At 57.2% G+C, this 18,197-nt stretch carries 17 protein-coding genes; 5 read left to right on the top strand and 12 right to left on the bottom strand.

All coding sequences use genetic code 11. The features are described from left to right. Window positions 1-12: 12 nt before the first annotated feature. The 9 genes from atpF to mioC all read right to left on the bottom strand — a co-directional run bounded on the left by atpF (window position 13) and on the right by mioC (window position 7,433). On the bottom strand, window positions 13-483 hold the full coding sequence (gene atpF, locus ACTG1K_RS22525; RefSeq protein WP_440004785.1) for a F0F1 ATP synthase subunit B: 471 nt from the start codon (window positions 481-483) through the stop codon (window positions 13-15). 57 nt (window positions 484-540) lie between these two features. After that, the gene (atpE, locus tag ACTG1K_RS22520) at window positions 541-768 is read right to left on the bottom strand and encodes a F0F1 ATP synthase subunit C (protein WP_370881544.1); all 228 of its coding nucleotides are present in this window, start codon (window positions 766-768) and stop codon (window positions 541-543) included. Window positions 769-808: 40 nt separating this feature from the next. After that, window positions 809-1,588, bottom strand: a complete 780-nt coding sequence (atpB, locus tag ACTG1K_RS22515) for a F0F1 ATP synthase subunit A (protein ID WP_440004786.1) — start codon at window positions 1,586-1,588, stop codon at window positions 809-811. An 8-nt stretch (window positions 1,589-1,596) separates the two neighbouring features. Beyond that, a complete protein-coding gene (locus tag ACTG1K_RS22510) occupies window positions 1,597-1,989 on the bottom strand; it encodes an ATP synthase subunit I (RefSeq protein WP_440006882.1) in 393 nt (130 codons plus the stop codon). 204 nt (window positions 1,990-2,193) lie between these two features. Next, a complete protein-coding gene (locus ACTG1K_RS22505; protein WP_440004788.1) occupies window positions 2,194-3,102 on the bottom strand; it encodes a ParB/RepB/Spo0J family partition protein in 909 nt (302 codons plus the stop codon). Beyond that, window positions 3,099-3,902, bottom strand: coding sequence for a ParA family protein (locus tag ACTG1K_RS22500; RefSeq protein WP_005342341.1), 804 nt, complete (start codon window positions 3,900-3,902; stop codon window positions 3,099-3,101). The genes ACTG1K_RS22505 and ACTG1K_RS22500 overlap by 4 nt, the downstream gene beginning before the upstream one ends. 26 nt (window positions 3,903-3,928) lie before the next feature. Next, window positions 3,929-4,555: a 16S rRNA (guanine(527)-N(7))-methyltransferase RsmG gene (rsmG, locus tag ACTG1K_RS22495; protein ID WP_031227633.1), complete on the bottom strand. Its 627-nt coding sequence runs from the start codon at window positions 4,553-4,555 to the stop codon at window positions 3,929-3,931. A 21-nt stretch (window positions 4,556-4,576) separates the two neighbouring features. After that, complete coding sequence (mnmG, locus tag ACTG1K_RS22490) at window positions 4,577-6,466, bottom strand: tRNA uridine-5-carboxymethylaminomethyl(34) synthesis enzyme MnmG (protein ID WP_440004789.1); 1,890 nt, start codon at window positions 6,464-6,466, stop codon at window positions 4,577-4,579. Window positions 6,467-6,983: 517 nt separating this feature from the next. After that, window positions 6,984-7,433, bottom strand: a complete 450-nt coding sequence (gene mioC / locus ACTG1K_RS22485) for an FMN-binding protein MioC (RefSeq protein ID WP_033138545.1) — start codon at window positions 7,431-7,433, stop codon at window positions 6,984-6,986. A 396-nt stretch (window positions 7,434-7,829) separates the two neighbouring features. Between mioC and ACTG1K_RS22480 the strand changes: the two genes are divergently transcribed. The 5 genes from ACTG1K_RS22480 (at window position 7,830) to fhuB (ending at window position 15,372) form a co-directional block, all read left to right on the top strand. Further along, complete coding sequence (locus ACTG1K_RS22480; RefSeq protein WP_440006877.1) at window positions 7,830-9,932, top strand: TonB-dependent siderophore receptor; 2,103 nt, start codon at window positions 7,830-7,832, stop codon at window positions 9,930-9,932. A 79-nt stretch (window positions 9,933-10,011) separates the two neighbouring features. Continuing rightward, window positions 10,012-11,658, top strand: coding sequence for a multidrug ABC transporter permease/ATP-binding protein (locus tag ACTG1K_RS22475; protein ID WP_440004791.1), 1,647 nt, complete (start codon window positions 10,012-10,014; stop codon window positions 11,656-11,658). 46 nt (window positions 11,659-11,704) lie between these two features. Then, window positions 11,705-12,469 carry an ATP-binding cassette domain-containing protein gene (locus ACTG1K_RS22470; protein ID WP_440004792.1) on the top strand — a complete coding sequence of 255 codons (765 nt, stop codon included), beginning with the start codon at window positions 11,705-11,707 and terminating at the stop codon, window positions 12,467-12,469. A gap of 30 nt (window positions 12,470-12,499) precedes the next feature. Beyond that, window positions 12,500-13,393, top strand: a complete 894-nt coding sequence (locus ACTG1K_RS22465; RefSeq protein ID WP_440006794.1) for an ABC transporter substrate-binding protein — start codon at window positions 12,500-12,502, stop codon at window positions 13,391-13,393. Further along, complete coding sequence (gene fhuB, locus ACTG1K_RS22460) at window positions 13,390-15,372, top strand: Fe(3+)-hydroxamate ABC transporter permease FhuB (protein WP_374878910.1); 1,983 nt, start codon at window positions 13,390-13,392, stop codon at window positions 15,370-15,372. The genes ACTG1K_RS22465 and fhuB overlap by 4 nt, the downstream gene beginning before the upstream one ends. A gap of 420 nt (window positions 15,373-15,792) precedes the next feature. Here the strand turns inward: fhuB and ACTG1K_RS22455 are convergent, their stop codons facing one another. The 3 genes from ACTG1K_RS22455 to hepT form a co-directional block, all read right to left on the bottom strand. Next, complete coding sequence (locus tag ACTG1K_RS22455) at window positions 15,793-17,112, bottom strand: type II toxin-antitoxin system HipA family toxin (protein WP_227272716.1); 1,320 nt, start codon at window positions 17,110-17,112, stop codon at window positions 15,793-15,795. Continuing rightward, window positions 17,112-17,366, bottom strand: coding sequence for a helix-turn-helix domain-containing protein (locus tag ACTG1K_RS22450; RefSeq protein ID WP_101323164.1), 255 nt, complete (start codon window positions 17,364-17,366; stop codon window positions 17,112-17,114). Before ACTG1K_RS22450 ends, ACTG1K_RS22455 begins: the two co-directional genes overlap by 1 nt. A gap of 169 nt (window positions 17,367-17,535) precedes the next feature. After that, complete coding sequence (gene hepT / locus ACTG1K_RS22445) at window positions 17,536-17,964, bottom strand: type VII toxin-antitoxin system HepT family RNase toxin (RefSeq protein ID WP_331379470.1); 429 nt, start codon at window positions 17,962-17,964, stop codon at window positions 17,536-17,538. Between the last annotated feature and the right edge of the window lie 233 nt (window positions 17,965-18,197).

Below are 18,197 nucleotides of genomic sequence, written 5' to 3'. Positions count from 1 at the left end.
GCCCCGTTCCCGTTACAGTTCTGCTACCAGTTTGTCGACGATGTCGCTGTTGGCAGCCTGGTCGATTTGACGCGCCAGGATCTTCTCTGCACCAGCAATGGCAAGAGCAGCAACCTGCTTACGCAGTTCTTCTTTGGCACGATGACGTTCAGCTTCGATCTCGGCACGGCCCTGAGCCAGGATTTTTTCCCGCTCAGACTGGGCACCAGCGGCAGCTTCATCAATGATCTGGGCTTTACGTTTGTTAGCCTGCTCAATGATTTCAGCAGCCTGCAGCTTGGCTTCTTTCAGCTGATCGGTGGCATTGGCCTTGGCCAAATCCAGATCTTTCTTGGCACGTTCGGCAGAAGAGAGACCGTCAGCAATAGCTTTCTGACGGGCTTCGATGGCTGCAATCAGCGGCGGCCATACAAACTTCATGCAGCACCAGACAAAAATAATGAAAGCAATTGTCTGGCCAAGGAGGGTGGCGTTGATACTCACAACCAAGACCTCTCTATGTGAAATTTAAAAAGAAAGTGACAACAACCGCATCACTTATCAGGCTGCAACACCGAAGATCAGGTACAGAGCCATACCAACCACGATCATCGGGATAGCATCAACCAGACCCATTACGATGAAGAAGTTGGTACGCAGGATAGGCATCAGGTCAGGCTGGCGAGCAGCACCTTCCAGGAACTTGCCACCCAGCAGAGAGATACCGATAGCAGCACCGACAGCGGCCATACCCAGCATGATTGCAGCGGCGAAGTAAATCATTTCCATCTTTATATTCTCCAAACTAGAGCGAGTAAACGTAACAGGATTAATGGTCTTCACTGGCCATCGACAAATAGACGATGGTCAACACCATGAAGATAAAGGCTTGCAGAGTAATTACCAGAATGTGGAATAGCGCCCAAGGCACGCTAAGCAGCCATTGGGACCACCACGGTAGCAGACCAGCGATCAGGATAAACACCAGTTCACCGGCATACATGTTACCAAACAGTCGCAAACCCAAAGATATGGGCTTGGAGAGCAGGGTAACCAACTCCAGCGCGAGGTTAACAGGTATCAATGCCCAGTGATTGAAAGGATTGAGAGTCAACTCTTTCGCAAAACCCGAGACACCTTTCATCTTGATACTGTAAATAATGATCAAGGCGAAGACACCCAAGGCCATGGACATGGTGATGTTAACATCGGCGGAAGGAACTACTCGCAAGTAGGGGATGCCCAGCACTTGTGCTGTGTAGGGCAGGTAGTCAACCGGGATAAGATCCATCAGGTTCATCAGGAAAACCCAGATGAACACGGTCAGAGCCAGCGGAGCAATCAGCCGGTCCTTACCGTGGAAGATACCCTTGACGGTGTCATCCACAAACTCGACAACCATTTCTACAAAACACTGCAGTTTGCCTGGCACACCGCTGGTCGCCGTAGCGGCAACTTTACGGAATATCCAGATAAACAGAGCGCCGAGGACAACGGAAAATATCATGGAGTCGATATTTACCGCCCAGAACCCCGAACCCACTTGCAGATGGTGCAGGTGGTGGGAGATGTATCCCTGAGTAGTCAGGGCTTCTCCGGTTGCAGCCATGAGTTTTCCTAGTAGCGGTTATTGAGAACGATCGTAATGACCCATTGGAAACACAAGGAAAGTGCATAAGTGACATAGAGCGGAAGATGCTCCGACTCCACGTTCGTGAGAACAACCACAAAAAGTGCGACTGTACTTACCAGCTTAATCCCTGCGCCAACATAAAAATCCCACAACACCCAACCCGCACTCCCGGGGCCAAGTTGTCTATTCAGAGCAAAAAGACTGAACAGCAGTTGTGGGATCACATATATCCCTCCCCCATAGAGGGAAGAATATCCGGCCGGAACTCCTTTCAGGTAAACCCATGCGGAGCTCACAGCCAGGATCAGAAGCAGCTGGCAACCCAAGATAGCCAAGGCAAGAGTCAATCCTTTCCAGGCTTCTCTTCGATACACCATACTCCCCCTGAACATTACAGAACTGTAAAAATCGAACATTGATATCAACGATTCAACAGCTCTTAAAGCCGGTCAAATTATACCCTTGAGGGCAGCTATTGCAATATGACATAAATCCTTAATTTTTGCGGCCTTCGGCGCTAAATTCAGGTTCTGTACATATCAAAAGTAATGGATGTTTTATTACTACAAAAAGCGTAAAAATCACGATTCTGACACGTCAAAATAGCCCAATATACGGTCCAAATCGGATAAATTCTCGTAACTTATTACTAACTTCCCGCTATCCCGCTTGCCAGGCTGAAGTTGCACCTGATTGCCAATTTTTTCTGCCAGTTGGCGCTCCAAGTAGCCGATCTGCGGATCACGGGCCGGTTCGACCCTGGCTTTTGCCGGTTCGAGCGCTTTTTGCACCAGCTTCTCGGTATCGCGTACGGTCAGCCCTTTCTGGGCAACCAGCTTGGCCAGTTCAGACTGTGCCTGGCCGCTCAGGGCCAGCAGGGCACGGGCATGGCCCATATCGAGGTCGCCGTGCTCGACGAAACGCTTCACATCGTCGTTGAGCTGGTTGAGACGCAACAGGTTGGTCACCGTGGTGCGGGACTTGCCCACCGCCTCGGCCACCTGCTGGTGGGTGAGCTCGAATTCGGTCAGCAGTCTTTGTAAAGCGACCGCCTCTTCGATGGCATTGAGGTCTTCCCGCTGAATATTCTCTATCAGCGCGATGGCGACGGCAGCCTCGTCGGGTACATCCTTGACGATACAGGGCACCACCTCAAGCCGCGCCAGCTGGGACGCGCGCCAGCGCCGCTCACCGGCAATGATTTCGAAGGATTGTTCGCCGAGAGGGCGTACCACGATGGGCTGGATCACCCCCTGAGCGCGGATGGAGTTGGCAAGCTCTTCCAGTGCATCCTGGGACATGTCTTTGCGGGGCTGGTACTTGCCGGACTGCAACCACTCCACCGGCAGCTTGCGCAGCTCGGTCTGATGGGCTGGAAGCATGGCCTCTTCAGTACGTTGATCGCTCATCACCTGTTTCTGGCGGGCAGCCGTGCTGGTACTGAGCAGGGCATCCAGCCCCTTGCCCAGTCCACGTTTTTTCGGAGTCATATGCTCTCTCGGTCTGCGATGGTCGCCTGACGTTCCTGCTCCTGGCGGCGCAGGATCTCGCCAGCCAGTGCCAGGTAGGCCTTGGCGCCCACCGATGATTTGTCATAGTGCATGGCCGGGGCACCGAAACTCGGGGCTTCAGCCAGTCTGACGTTGCGGGGAATGATGGTGCGGTAGACTTTGTCGCCAAAGTGCTGTTTTAGCTGATCGGACACATCATTGGCCAGCCGGTTGCGATGATCGAACATGGTGCGCAGCACCCCTTCGATCTTGAGATCCGGATTGACCACGGCGGCCAGCTTGCTGATGGTGTCGACCAGGGCGGTGAGCCCCTCCAGCGCGTAATATTCGCACTGCATGGGCACCAGCACGGAGTCGGCGGCGGCCATGGCGTTCACGGTCAGCATGTTGAGAGAGGGCGGGCAGTCGATGAAGACGTAGTCGTATTTGTCCCGCACCGAAGCCAGCGCATTGCGCAGGCGGATTTCGCGGGCGAAAAATTCCATCAGACGGATTTCGGCCGCGGTCACGTCGGCGTTGGCGGCAATCAGGTGATAGCCCCCGGTGGTTTCGGGGATGATCACTTCGCTGATGGGGGCATCCTCGATCAGCAGCTCATAGGCTGTGCGCTCGACATCATACTTGTCGACACCGCTGCCCATGGTGGCATTGCCCTGCGGATCCAGATCGATCACCAGCACCTTGCGCCGGGTGGCAGCCATGGAGGCGGCCAGATTCACACAGGTGGTGGTTTTACCCACTCCACCCTTCTGGTTGGCTATGGCGATGACTTTTCCCACACGATCCCCTAAATGAAACTGCGACCCTATTCGGGCTGGATATGTTTGAATTCCAGCAGATGACGTTCGCCTTCCAGCTCCGGCACCCGCAACTCATGACAGGCTACCAGACGGATATTGGCAGGCAACTGGGCCAGCTCCTGCTCGGGATATTGTCCCTTGAGCGCCAGGAAGCTGCCCTGTTCTGACGGCAGGTGGTGACACCAGCTCAGCATGTCCTCCAGAGAGGCAAATGCCCGACTCAGTACACCATCAAATCCCACCTCGGGTTGATACTCTTCAACCCGGGATTTGACCGGCGTCACATTGGTCAGACCCAGCTCCTGGATCACCTGGCGGATGAAGTTGATCCGCTTGCCCAGACTGTCGAGCAGGACGAACTGCTTGTCCGGATTGATAATCGCCAGCGGCAATCCCGGCAGGCCGGGACCTGTCCCCACATCGATGAAGCGCTCACCGTGCAAGTGGGGGCTTACCACCAGGCTATCGAGGATATGCTTGACCAGCATGGCGTCCGGATCTCGCACCGAGGTGAGATTGTAAGCCTTGTTCCACTTGTGCAGCAACTCGACCAACTGCACCAGTTGGCTCTTTTGGGTATCGGTTATAACAATTTCGGCCTGCTTGAGCAGGCCGTTCAATCTTTCCAGCATATTTTCCAACGGTAAGAATCCTCAGGCGGTTTTACGCAGCAGGCCGTGTTTTTTCAGGTGAACCAGCAGGATGGAGATGGCCGCCGGGGTGATGCCGGAGATGCGGGAAGCCTGACCAATGGTCTGCGGCTTGGCATCGTTCAGCTTGGCTTTCACCTCGTTGGAGAGGCCGTTCACCTCGCGATAGTCCAGATCCAGCGGCAGCAGGGTGTTCTCGTTGCGCAGCTGCTTTTCCACTTCATCGTGCTGACGCTCGATGTAACCGGCGTACTTGATCTGGATCTCAACCTGTTCGGCCGCGGCAGGATCGGTCACGGAAGGGCCGACACCTTCGATGGCCATCAGCGCATCATAGGTTACCTCGGGGCGACGCAGCAGCTCTTCCAGACTCTGTTCGCGGGTCAGCGGGGTGTTGACCAGGGCGTTGACCGCTTCCAGTGACGGGTGTTGCGGGTGGATCCAGGTTGAACGCATGCGCTGACGCTCCAGCTCGACCAGTTCCATCTTGGCGTTGAATTTGCTCCAGCGATCGTCATCCACCAGACCCAGCTCGCGACCGATGGTTGTCAGGCGGATATCAGCGTTGTCTTCCCGTAGCAGCAGGCGATATTCGGCGCGGCTGGTGAACATGCGGTAAGGCTCGCGGGTCCCCAGGGTGGAGAGATCGTCCATCATCACGCCCATATAGGCCTGATCCCGACGCGGGTTCCAGGGATCCTTGTCCTGGGCACGCAGGGCCGCGTTCAGGCCGGCCATCAGGCCTTGTGCCGCCGCCTCTTCGTAACCGGTCGTCCCGTTGATCTGGCCGGCGAAGAACAGGTTTGGAATGCATTTGCTCTCCATGTTGGCCTTGAGATCCCGCGGATCGAAGAAATCATATTCGATGGCATAGCCCGGGCGGGTGATGTGGGCATTCTCGAAGCCACGCACGGAGCGAACGATCTGCACCTGCACGTCAAACGGCAAGCTGGTGGAGATCCCGTTCGGGTAAAGCTCGTGGGTGGTCAGGCCTTCCGGTTCGACGAAGATCTGGTGCGCAGTCTTGTCGGCGAAACGGGTGATCTTGTCTTCGATCGACGGGCAGTAGCGCGGGCCGATCCCCTCGATCACCCCGGCGTACATGGGGCTGCGATCCAGGTTATTGCGGATCACTTCGTGGGTACGCTCGTTGGTGTGGGTGACGTAGCAGGGCACCTGACGGGGATGCTGGCTGGCATCGCCAATAAACGAGAAGACCGGACGCGGATCGTCGCCGTGCTGTTCCTGCATTACGGAGAAATCGACGCTGCGGGCATCGATGCGCGGCGGGGTGCCCGTCTTGAGGCGATCGATGCGCAGCGGCAGTTCGCGCAGGCGCTGGGCCAAGGCGATCGAGGGAGGATCCCCGGCACGGCCGCCCTTGTAGTTTTCCATCCCTATGTGGATCAAACCATTCAGGAAGGTACCGACCGTCAGCACCACAGTCTTGCCGCTGATGCGGATCCCGCTCTGGGTGACCACACCGGCAACACGATCCCCGTCCATGATCAGATCGTCACAGGCCTGCTGGAAGATCTTCAGGTTCGGGTAGTTCTCCAGCATCTGACGAACGACGGCCTTGTAGAGCAGGCGATCCGCCTGGGCACGAGTGGCTCGCACTGCCGGGCCCTTGGATGAGTTGAGGGTGCGGAACTGGATCCCGCCAAGATCGATGGCACGCGCCATGATCCCGCCGAGTGCGTCAACTTCCCTGACCAGGTGTCCCTTGCCGATCCCGCCGATCGCCGGATTACAGGACATGTGTCCCAGCGTATCGATATTGTGGGTCAGCAACAGAGTGTTCATGCCCATACGGGCTGCCGCTGTTGCTGCTTCGGTTCCGGCATGACCGCCACCGACGACGATCACATCAAATTGTTCATGGTATTGCATTGGGATCACCTTGATCTGCACGCCTGAAGATCTTTATTTGCCTGGGCTAAAGGGCGGAACATTCTATCTGTTTCGCGTCCTGAGGGGAACGTCTACTTAACGTTCAGTATGAAGGGAGGATCCACTAATTAGATCTTAAGGATCTTAAGGATCTTTAGATCGATCTTTTACTGGATCTCTTATTAGGATCCGCCCTTTCTGTTGATAAGCACTTTTTGATCATAAAGATCATTAATTTAAGGACGATCCTAGCTTGTGGAAAAGCTTGGATCCTGGCCCGGTGAACGAGGGGATAACCAGGACTTTTATACACAGAGGTCTGTCGGTCTGGATCTAATACATGGATAACTATAGGTTTTGCAGAGCTTTACACCGTAGTTATGCACATTACCCCTGGGCATTGTGGGTAACCTTGTAGAACAACTCCCCCGGATCAATCTGTTAATAACATGGTGGATAGTCGATCTGGGGATAAGTGGGGAGATCAAGCTTTTTTTCAGGATCTCCCGCACGCTGATCAGGCGATCATCGTCATCCAGTCGCGGATCCACACTTCTGCCGCATCTTCGGGGATCTCGTGTTGGGTCACATCGATGTCGAGCCGCTCGCCGATCCGGCTGGCACCGCACTCGGCCAGCAGCCGATCCAGCGTCTTGCCACCCTGGCAAAAGGTGTCATAACTGCTGTCACCAAGGGCGATCACGCCATATTTCAATGAATTAAGATCCGGATGCTGCTCGGCAAGATCCTTGGCGAAGGGTTGCAGGTTGTCGGGCACATCCCCGGCACCATGGGTGGAAGTGACCACCAGCAGGATGGATCCCGCATCATCCAGCACCTCTGCCAGCTTGGCCGGGTTGTGGATCCGGGTCTGGTGGCCAGCCTGTTCCAGCAGGTTGGCGACGTGGTCTGCGACATATTCGGCGGCGCCCAGCATGGAGCCGACGACGAGATTGAGTTTGGCCATGGAATGGATCCTGATTTCAGACAAAGAAACGGAAAGCCGGATTCTACCGCCAAAGGGTGTGGATAAATATGGATAAAGCTTGGGGATAATGGATCCAGTCAGATAATGCCACCGGATCCATCCCGTCGATCTTTTTTCTGCTTCTTTATATTCCTCTCCATTTTCTTCTCCGCTAATGGCTCTCCTGATGGCTCCCATCTCCCGCGAAATCCTGCCAACGATGCAGATAGATAACAATGTAGATGCAAATGATTAGCAATTATTGAATCGATTCGATCACGGCTCCTGTAGTAGGATTGCGCTGCTTTATTCGCCCATGGAACAGGGTGATGTCGTGACAAACGACCACAAATAACAATTAAAACAACATAACTCATTGATAAACGAGACTTTAATATGATTGCGCAAAAATACACTACAGGACCCGGCAAGAAGGGCGCCTTCGGCGTGCTTTCGCTCTCCGGTTTGCTCGTCTCCCTGCCGCTGATGGCCGAACAAACCACCGCTGAGCTGCCCAAAGCCAGCGAAACCATGGTGGTGACCGGTACGGCCATGAAGGTTGAAGTGCCGATGGCAGAGACCCCTCGCGCCGTCTCCGTGGTTAATCGCGAGGAGCTGGATCAGCACGCCGTGTTGCAGCTGGATGAAGCGATTCGCTACCGTTCCGGTGTATTGACCGGCCTCTATGGCTCCGACAACAACACCGACTGGTTCAAGGTGCGTGGCTTCGATGCTGCTTCCTATCTCGATGGAAGCATCCTGTTTGGCTCTGGTTACTATCTTTGGACGCCGGAACCGTTCGGCCTGGAGAGTCTGGAAGTGCTGAAGGGGCCCGCTTCAATGCTCTACGGCGTAGCGCCTCCGGGCGGGGTGATCAATGCCATCAGCAAGCGACCGACCACCACGCCGCAAGGGCTGGTGGATCTGCAGCTTGGCAGCCGGGATCATCGTCAGGTCGGGGTGGACGTCTCTGATGCGCTCTCCGACAACAGCCGCTATCGCATGGTTGCTCTCTATAAAGAGCGTGATGGGGTGCTTACCGGTACTTACAACGATCGGGTTTATCTGGCGCCGAGCGTCGCCTTCGATCTTTCGGATCGTACCAGCCTGACCCTGCTGGCCAGTTTCCTGCACGACGAAGGAGTCCCGACCAACGGCTTCTTCCCGGTCTATGGCACCCTGAATACTTCAGGTGGCCAGATTGATCCCTCCACCAACCTGAGCCAGCCGGATTACGATCGCAACCGCAATACCCAGCTCTCCACCGGTTATGAGTTGGCCCACCAGCTCAACCAGAGCTGGGAGTTCAAGCAGAAGGTTCGGTTCAACTATAACGATCTGCTGCTGCGCCAGACCTATATCTTCCCGACCTATGAAGGCACAACCGCCAGTCGTGGCCTGGTTTACCGTGATGGCAATACCAAGAGTGCCACCATGGATAACCAGATGGTGGGTTACTGGAACACTGACAGCACCGAACAGACCTTGCTGCTGGGGGTGGATCTGCAGCGTCACGTCAATGAAGGGGTCGAGGCCGACAACTACGGTATGGGCTCCATCAATACCATGAACCCGGATTACAGCGGCTTCCCTGGATTTGATGAGTCAACGGCCACTTACCAGAAAACAACTATGGCTCAAGAGGGGGTCTATGCCCAGCATCAGATCCGTTGGGACGATCGCTGGTTGCTGACAGGAGGTGGTCGCTTTGACTATGTCGAGACCCATAACATCAGCAAAACATATGATAGAGATGAAAAGCAGTACGATCATGCGCTATCCCTTTCCGGCAGCTTGATGTATCTGGCCGACAACGGCATCTCGCCATATCTTGCTTATTCTGAGTCGTTCTTGATGTTGCCCGGGATCGATCCGAATACCAAAACTTCATATAAATCCCGTGAGGGAAAATTGTATGAAGCAGGCGTCAAATATGCGCCTGCCTTCCTCGACGGTTACATCAATCTGGCGCTGTTCGATCTGGAGCAAAGTAACGCACTGGTTTCCAGTGGCTCAGGCCAGCAGACCCAGGCTGGCGAGATGACCTCCCAGGGGATTGAGCTGGAAGGGAGCGTGCAGGTGACAGATGCGCTGCGTCTGACCGCTGCTTATACCTACACAGATGCCAAAACCAACGACACCGGCAGTGGCGATCGCCGTGCCAGCCTGATCCCGCGCCACATCGCCTCCTTCTGGGGTAACTACAAGCTGCAGCAAGGGGTGGCTTCGGGTCTGGAGCTGGGGACTGGCGTGCGTTATATCGGTTCCAGTGTGGGTATTGGCGCCGTGAATGCGGACTACACCCCCATCTACGGCTCTGCCGAGGTGTCGGCCCATACCGTGTGGGATGCGATGATCGGGTATGACTTTGCCAAGAACTGGCGTGCCCAGCTCAACGTCAACAACCTGCTGGGTGAAACCTACGTGGCCAGTTGTGACTACTACTGCTACTACGGCGAGCCGCGCAGCGTAGTGGGCGGCATCAACTACCGCTGGTAATCGAAGTCGGGCGGGAACCGGGTTCCCGCCCTTCTTTTCACCCGCAGTTGTTCTGATATATCTGGAATATCGGTTCGTTATGGAACTCTTGTCTCTGGTTTATCGCCAATATCGTTGGCCTTTTATCGCCATTACCCTGCTCAGTCTGCTCAGTGCCGTCAGCGGGATTGGCGTCATTGCTTTTATTAATCAGTCTCTTATCGAATCTATAGGTGATCCGCTGCCGATCCTCTGTCAGCTGGTCTGCCTGATTGTGTTGCTGCTGGTGATCACGCTCGGATCTCAGCTGGCCCTGACCACTATCGGTCACCATTTTGTCTACCGGTTGCGTGGCCGTCTGCTCAAGCAACTGCTGGATACCGATGTCGCCCGCATTCGCCAGATTGGTCAGGGGCCGCTGCTGGCCTCCCTCTCCAGCGATATCGGCCAGATCACCATCGCCTTCGTGCGCCTGCCGGAGCTGGTGCAGGGGCTGGTGCTCACGCTGGGTTCTGCCCTCTATCTTGGCTGGCTCTCTCCTGCATTACTCGGGGTGACCGCACTCTGGGTCACCGTCACCATGGTGGTGGGCTGGTTGCTGGTGAACCGTGTTTATCGCCATCTCTCCCAAATGCGTCAGGCTGAAGATCGGCTCTATCAGAACTATCAGGCCATCATCGCTGGCAGCAAGGAGCTGGCGCTCAACCGCGAGCGGGCTCACTTCGTTTACTACCAGCTCTATGAGCAGAATGCCCGTGACTACCGCCAGCAGATCATCCGCGCCGACACCTATCACCTGAGCGCGGTGAACTGGTCGAATATCATGATGCTGGGGGCCATCGGTCTGGTCTTCTTTCTGGCCAACGGCCTTGGCTGGGCCAACACCAATGTGGCCGCCACCTTCGCCCTTACCCTGCTGTTCCTGCGCACCCCGCTGTTGCAGGGAATTGGCGCACTGCCGACCCTGCTTGCCGCTCAGGTGGCCTTCGACAAGATCGCCGCCCTCAATCTGGCCGAGCCGGATGCGGGCTTCCCGCTGCCGCCCGCCATCCGCCCCTGGCAGCGTATCGAGCTGGAGCAGGTGAGCTTTCACTATCAGGGGGAGGGCGGTTTTGCCGTTGGCCCCATTGATCTGGTCATCGAAAAGGGGGAGCAGATCTTCATCATCGGTGGCAATGGATCCGGCAAGTCGACGCTGGCCATGCTGTTGACCGGCCTTTACCAGCCAGTATCGGGCCGGATCCTGCTGGATGGTGAGCCGATCACCGATCGCAACGGCTATCTGGCTCTCTTCTCCGCCATCTTTACCGACTATCACCTGTTCCAGCACCTGCTGGGGCCGGAACCCAAGGATGAGCTGGTGGCCGAGTGGCTGGAGCGGTTGCAGATGGGCAGCAAGCTCACCATCGAGGATGGCTTTATCGCCGATATAGAACTCTCTCAGGGGCAGCGCAAGCGGGTCGCCCTGCTGCTGGCGCTGGCCGAGCAGCGCGAGGTGATGCTGTTTGACGAGTGGGCTGCGGATCAGGATCCCCAGTTCCGCCGCATCTTCTATCAGGTGCTGCTGCCGCGCCTCAAGGAGATGGGCAAGACGGTGATTGCCATCAGTCACGATGATCACTACTTCCCGCTGGCCGATCGCCTGCTGGAGATGCGTCAGGGTCAGCTCACCGAACTGACCGGGGCGCGCCGCGCCGCAGTGAGCCGTGATGCGATCGCCCACCTGGATTGCGAGGTGCCGGCATGATGCTGGCACCGATGAGACTGGCGGCAAGCCAGCACAGGAATTGCTTATGTTCGAGATGAAATCAGCCAGCTTCACGGTCAATGACCGCACGCTGCTGCACCCCACCGACCTGCGTTTCGAGCAGGGACAAGTCTATGGCCTCATCGGCCACAATGGGTCGGGCAAATCGACCCTGCTCAAGCTGCTGGCACGCCAGCAACCCCTCAGCGACGGCGAGATCCTGTTCGATGGCAAGCCGCTGCCCGACTGGGGCAATCGGGAGTTTGCCCGTCAGGTGGCCTATCTGCCCCAGCATCTGCCGAGCGCCGAGAATCTGCTCGGGCGGGAGCTGGTGGATATGGGGCGCTACCCCTGGCGCGGCCTGCTGGGCCGGATGGGGGCGGAGGATCACCGTCAGGTCGATCGGGCCATTGCCCTTACCCATACCGAACGCTTTGCCGATCGGCTGGTGGATACCCTCTCCGGTGGCGAGCGGGGGCGGGTCTGGCTGGCGATGCTGCTGGCCCAGGAGAGCCGCTTCATCCTGCTGGACGAGCCGCTGGCCGCGCTGGATGTGGCCCATCAGGTGGAGGTGCTGACGCTCGTCAAGCAGTTGAGCCGTCAGCTCAACCTCGGGGTCATCATCGTCATTCACGACATCAATATGGCCTCCCGCTTCTGTAATCGGCTGGTGGCGCTTCACTCCGGCCGCCTGCTTACCCACGGCGAACCTGAGGGGCTCATGACCAGCGAGACCCTGCACGCTATCTATGGCATTCCGATGGAGGTCATTCGCCACCCGGCCCATGCTCATCCCATCGCCATCGTCTGACCGGGGGCATACTTGAACCTTTTATTGAAGATGGTCCCTTGCATCGTTAGCCTGCTGCTGGCGCTCCCGTTGCAGGCTGCACAATCATCCGCAACAAACGAGGCCACCAGCGCGCCACCCCGTATCGCCACCGTCGACTGGACCATAGCCGAGACCCTGCTGGCGCTCGGGGTGACGCCGCTGGCCGTTGGGGATGCAGGCCCCTATCAGGCATGGGTCGGCGAGCCACGGCTACCTGCCGGAGTGGTGGATATCGGCCTGCGCACCCAGCCCAACCGTGAGCTGCTGGCGGAGCTCAAACCCGATCGCATCCTCATCTCGCCGCTGGCGGCCCCGCTGGCGCCAACTCTTTCCCGCATCGAGCCGGTGAGTACCATCGCCCTCTATGATGGGCAAACCGATCTGTGGCAGCGGCTGCACGAGGTGACCCTGACCCTCGCCCGTATGGTGGACAAAACCGCCGAGGGAGAGCGGCTGCTGGCCGGGCTGGATCTGGATCTCGCCAGTATGCAGGCCAGATTGCCTGCGGATCTGCCGCCCCTGCTGGTGGTGCAGTTTATCGATGAGCGCCATGTGCGGGTGTTTGGTCGCCACAGCCTGTTCGATGCGGTGATGACGCGGCTCGGCCTGCGCAATGGCTGGCAGGAGCAGACCAATGACTGGGGGTTCTCGGTGGTCAGCATCGAGCAGTTTATGACCTTGCCAACCGCGCGGCTGGTGGTGGTCGATCCCATCCCGGTAGGGGTGAGCGAACGGCTGCAGGAGCCTGGGCTGTGGCAGCATCTGCCGCTGGTACGGCAGGCGCCCGTGCTGCATCTGCCTGCGGTCTGGAGTTTTGGCGGCGTACTTGCAGCCCGCCGTTTCGCCGGTCTGCTCAGCGATGCATTGCTGCAAGATGCCGAGCGTATGGAGGCGAGCCGATGAAGCGACTGCTCACATCGCCGCTGCTGCGGCCGGTCTCGATCCTGCTGGGGTTGACCCTCTTGCTCGCGTATTGGGAGCTGGCTCGCCAGCTGCCAGGTGCGCTCTGGTGGCAGAGCCTGTTCACCCCCAATCTGGATGATGTCAGCCAAGCGGTGGTGCATTTCAGCTGGCTGCCCCGCTTGGCGGTAACCCTGCTGGCTGGGGCGGCGCTCGGGCTGGCGGGCACCCTGATGCAGCAGGTGCTGCGCAACCCGCTCGCGTCACCGACCACCTTGGGGGTGGCCTCCGGTGCCCAACTGGCGTTGATGATGGTGACCCTGTTTGCCCCCTCCTGGTTGCTGCTGGGGCGGGAGTGGATCGCCATGGCCGGTGGCAGCCTCGCGATGGCACTGGTGTTTGCCCTGGCCTGGCGTCGCCAGCTCAATCCGGTGGTCATCGTCTTTGCCGGGCTGGTGATCAACCTCTATCTGGCGGCCATCAGCATGGGGCTCTTGCTGTTCTTTCAGGAGGAGCTGAAAGGCTTGCTGGTGTGGGGCAGTGGCTCGCTAGTTCAGAACAGCTGGAGCGGGGTGAGTTACCTGTTACCCCGCCTGCTGGTAGCCGCTGCGCTGGCCGTTGTGCTGGTACGCCCGCTGGCAGTGCTGGAGCTGGATGATGCCAGCGCCCGCAGTCTGGGGGTCTCCCTGCAGCATCTGCGTTTTGCCGGACTGGGGCTGGCGGTGTTTGTCACCGCTTGCGTGGTGAGCGTGGTGGGGCTGATCGGCTTTATCGGGCTGGCGGCGCCCGCCATGGTGCGGCTGCTCGGGATCCGCCAGCTTGGCCAGCGGCTGCTGTGGGCTCCAATCCTCGGCGCCCTGATGCTGGCGGCGACCGATCTGCTGCTGCAGAGTCTGAGTCGCTTCTGGCCGGTGCTGATCCCCACCGGCGCCATGACCGCTCTACTGGGGGCGCCGCTGCTGCTCTGGCTGATCCCGCGCCTTGGCATCAAGTCGGGTGCGCCTAAGGCAAACGCCGGCCTGCTGGTGGCTCGCCATCCGGCTCCGGCTCGCCTTATCGGCCTGTTGCTGGTCGGGCTGATGCTGGCCGTGGTCGCCTCCCTGCTGGTTGGACAGGGGATGACGGGCTGGAGTTGGCCAAGCTGGCTCCGCTGGCAGGCCCAGCTGGAGTGGCGGCTGCCGCGCACTCTGGCGGCGGGGGCGGCTGGCGTGCTGCTGGCGCTGGCGGGCACCCTGTTGCAGCGGGTCAGCAACAACCCGATGGCGAGCCCGGAGTTGCTGGGGGTGAGCGGCGGCACCTTTATGGGGGTGATAGCGACGGCCTTACTGCTGCCAGCTTTGCCGTTGCCCATAATGCTGCTGGGCGGCCTGATCGGGGCCTTCGCTTGTCTCTTGCTGCTGGTAGTGGTCAATCGCAAGCACGGCTTCCAGCCGGAGCGGATCCTGCTCTCAGGTATCGCCATCACGGCGTTGTTTGAGCCGCTGCAGGCCATCGCGTTGGCCAACGGTGACCTGCGGGTGCAGCAACTGCTCTCATGGATGTCCGGTTCCACCTACTACGTCACCCTGCCGGTGGCCTATGGGCTGGTGGGGCTGGCGCTGTTGATGCTGGCCGCCTGCCTGCTTGTCAGCCGCTGGCTCGATCTGCTGCCAATGGGGAGTGCGGTGGCGACCGCGCTGGGCATTCACCTCAACCGTGCCCAGCTTGCCATCCTGCTGCTGGTGGCCGTGCTCACCGCCAGTGCCACCCTGGTGGTCGGGCCGCTCTCCTTCGTCGGTCTGTTGGCGCCACATATGGCCAAGCTGATGGGGTTGGTGCGGGCACGCTGGCACCTGCTTGGGGCCGCCGCTTCCGGCGCCCTGTTGATGGTATCGGCGGACTGGGTCGGCCAGCAGATCCTCTTCCCGCAGGAGGTGCCGGTCGGGCTGGTATCCACCCTGTTAGGGGGCGCTTACTTCATGTGGTGCCTGCGCCGCCTCTAGGTTCGCGGACAAAAAACGCACAACAAAAAGCCCGGGATGAGCCCGGGCTTTTTATTGTTTGCCGAACCGGCTTACTTGCCGATGCAGAATGTAAATAATTTATTATCTTCAATATGTTAGTGACTTTTCGGGGGCCACTTGGGGTAAAAGTAACTAAAACAGCATATTGAGAGGCCGCTCACGGGTTTCTGTCATCGTGCAGCGTTCCCACATAGTCCATTCTCGATCGTGCAGCCTTCCCATATGAATCAACGCGATGCCACCACACGCACTCAAAACCGCTTTTTAGGTGAGTTTTGAACATATTTTGAACCGACTATAGCATCGTCCGGTGCCTGGAAAGCCGCTTTACTCTTCGAACCGTGCAAGTTTCCCATAGGTAGTTTGGCTAACCGTGCAGTCATCCCACATAACGCCAATTTAATCCCAACCCTTTATCAGCCTGGCTGAGCGGGCTTTTAGGCCCTCTAGAATGGTGCTGCTGATGGTGTCGGGGAAGTCTGCTGGCAATTGCTGGGTAACGCGCTCAATAACATCATCAACGGAGTTGGCCAGTTCTGTCAGGATCTCTTCCATAGCAGAACGCTCAAATCCCACAGTTTTTGCCGTTTGGAAGAAATGACGCGGGAATATCTGCTCAATGGAGTACTTCTTTCCCTTGCTGCTTGCTAGGCCCATAGCGAGCTTGGCGTCCCTTCGGTTGAGGCCTCGGCCGCCAAACACTGGATAGACAGATAGGATGTCGTAAAAAGGGGTCAGGCGAAAACGCCCTTCCGGTTCAATAAAGACCGAGAAGTTCTTTGCATGGCCATCGGTGGCCGCCAGCAGCCAGAACAGGACCTGAGATTTCATGAACAGGTAGCGATCCTGTTCTGGTGTCGCAGAGCCCAGCAAGGTTTCCATGATGTCAGTGATCCCTGGTCCTCCATGGCTCTCGTATTTCCGTGCTGACGGAACATTCAATACCTGACAGAAATCTTCTTGGGGAAGGCGCATGATCCAACTGCGATCGGCAGCGTAACGTCTGTCGAAGCGTTCCACAGCCAGTGCTTTGACCTGGCCAACCTGCATCATGAAGCAGTGAGGTACGGGTAGACCAAACTCCTTGGCAATCAGAGTGCAGAGATATTCGTTTTCTACGCTTTGGGAGAGGTCTATCGAGTAGGAGTGGCTTTCAATCTTGCCGATAGGGAGTTTGATAATGTGGGTTGTCGGCGTTGCGTTGAGTGGCAAGTACCAAAGGCCATCGAGATAGAGCAGCGCAGTCTTTTCTTGCGCCCCGGCGATAGAGATCCGAAACTCCTCTTGTTCCCTGACCATCCCCAAAGGGATTCCTGATTTGTAGCTGGTCAGGATCTGCTCGAGCTCGTCATCGGAAAGGGCCTTGTAGTCGATTCGCCTGACATCTGGAACATCGTGTCCTTCGGTAACCAGCTGTAATGCCCCTACGCTATCCTGGCCAATGCAACTGAGCAGATCGAAGGGCTGGGTTGATACCGCCTGATAGCGTGCTACAACCCTGTTCCTCACCTCCGTATTATCTGGCAGCAGGTTATCAAAGAAGTTATATGCTTCATCGCCTCGGTAGGCCTGATGGCGCAATGGCATGGAGAGTGAGATGGGACGGCTGCCTGGTTGTGCCAGCCAGGACTCATGGTACTGAAACTGATGGGCACCGCTGGTAGTTTTGGTGAATGTGCCTACCCGATAGCCGTTCATGTAGACAGCCAGATTGGCCATTACCACTCCTCCTTCCAGCCCGATGTCGGACTATCGGATGACTCATTGCGGGGTTTGATGTCCAGTGACAATTCGAGTGCCGCGAGGATCTTGAACAGGGTTTCCAGCTTGGTGGACTCAGGGTTGAGCTCGAAGCTGGATACTGTGTCTTGCCTAATCCCCACTTTCTCGGCCACTTTGCCTTGAGAGAGCTTTTGCGAAAGCCTGGCATCCTTGATACAGGCGCTCAGCTGCTTGGCGCTGGTTACTTTCATGATTTGACAACCTGGTAGCATGCCTTCTTCCAATTTACACGCTATGGCAGGTATATCAATGTTTACCTGTTATAGGAGGTAAATATAACTTACACGCTATAGGCGGTATTTAACAGTTATCCCCTATAGCGGGTAAGAGAACGGTAAACGGAGATATGACGTCGAAGTTTCAATCAATATGGGCAGCCAACCAGTCGAGACCTTGCTCTGCAAACGTGAACAGCTGGTCGCTATAGCCTTGAGCAATGACGCTACGGATGATCTCGGGGTCAATATTCAGATAGTCGTGCACCAGCGCAATGCGAAGGCTAATGAGCTTGCTCCAACAGATCAGAGTGTCGGGGCATAGCTCACCACGTAGGACAAGGAACTCGAATGCCTGATAGGCATCCTGTGGGGTATGGCCTGCCAGCGTTTTGGCCCAGTGTTTTGCCACGCCAATACTTGCTTCGATAGAAACTTGCAGGATTCGCTCGGCGGCGCGGTACTCCAGATTGGAAAGGGTACGAAGCGCCAGAATTGCCCGGATCTCTGACAGCTCGGCCTGGTAGCGCGACAAGCTGGTGCGCAAAGCGCCGATATAAGCGTTATCGCTCATCTCTACTTCTCTACTTAATGTTTATTGATATCGATAACCGAGAGTTTTCCCCAGAACTCATTGCCACTACAGCGCCAGCAGTTCTTGAGTGCTGTATCCAGTAGTCCACTCTGTTTAGTCGGAGCAAAGGCCACCGCCAGATCCCAGTTGGTGCTAGGGCAAGCTGTCCCCTTGGTACGGTCATTTGGTAGTTTGAGACAGAATACTGGTTAGTATGGTGTCACATGGTTGGG

This window comes from Aeromonas sp. 102P (assembly GCF_051920345.1).
In the GTDB taxonomy this organism is placed as follows: Bacteria; Pseudomonadota; Gammaproteobacteria; order Enterobacterales; family Aeromonadaceae; genus Aeromonas; species Aeromonas veronii.
Note: the sequence above shows the minus strand (reverse complement) of the source record. Positions and strands in the feature narration are given on the sequence as shown.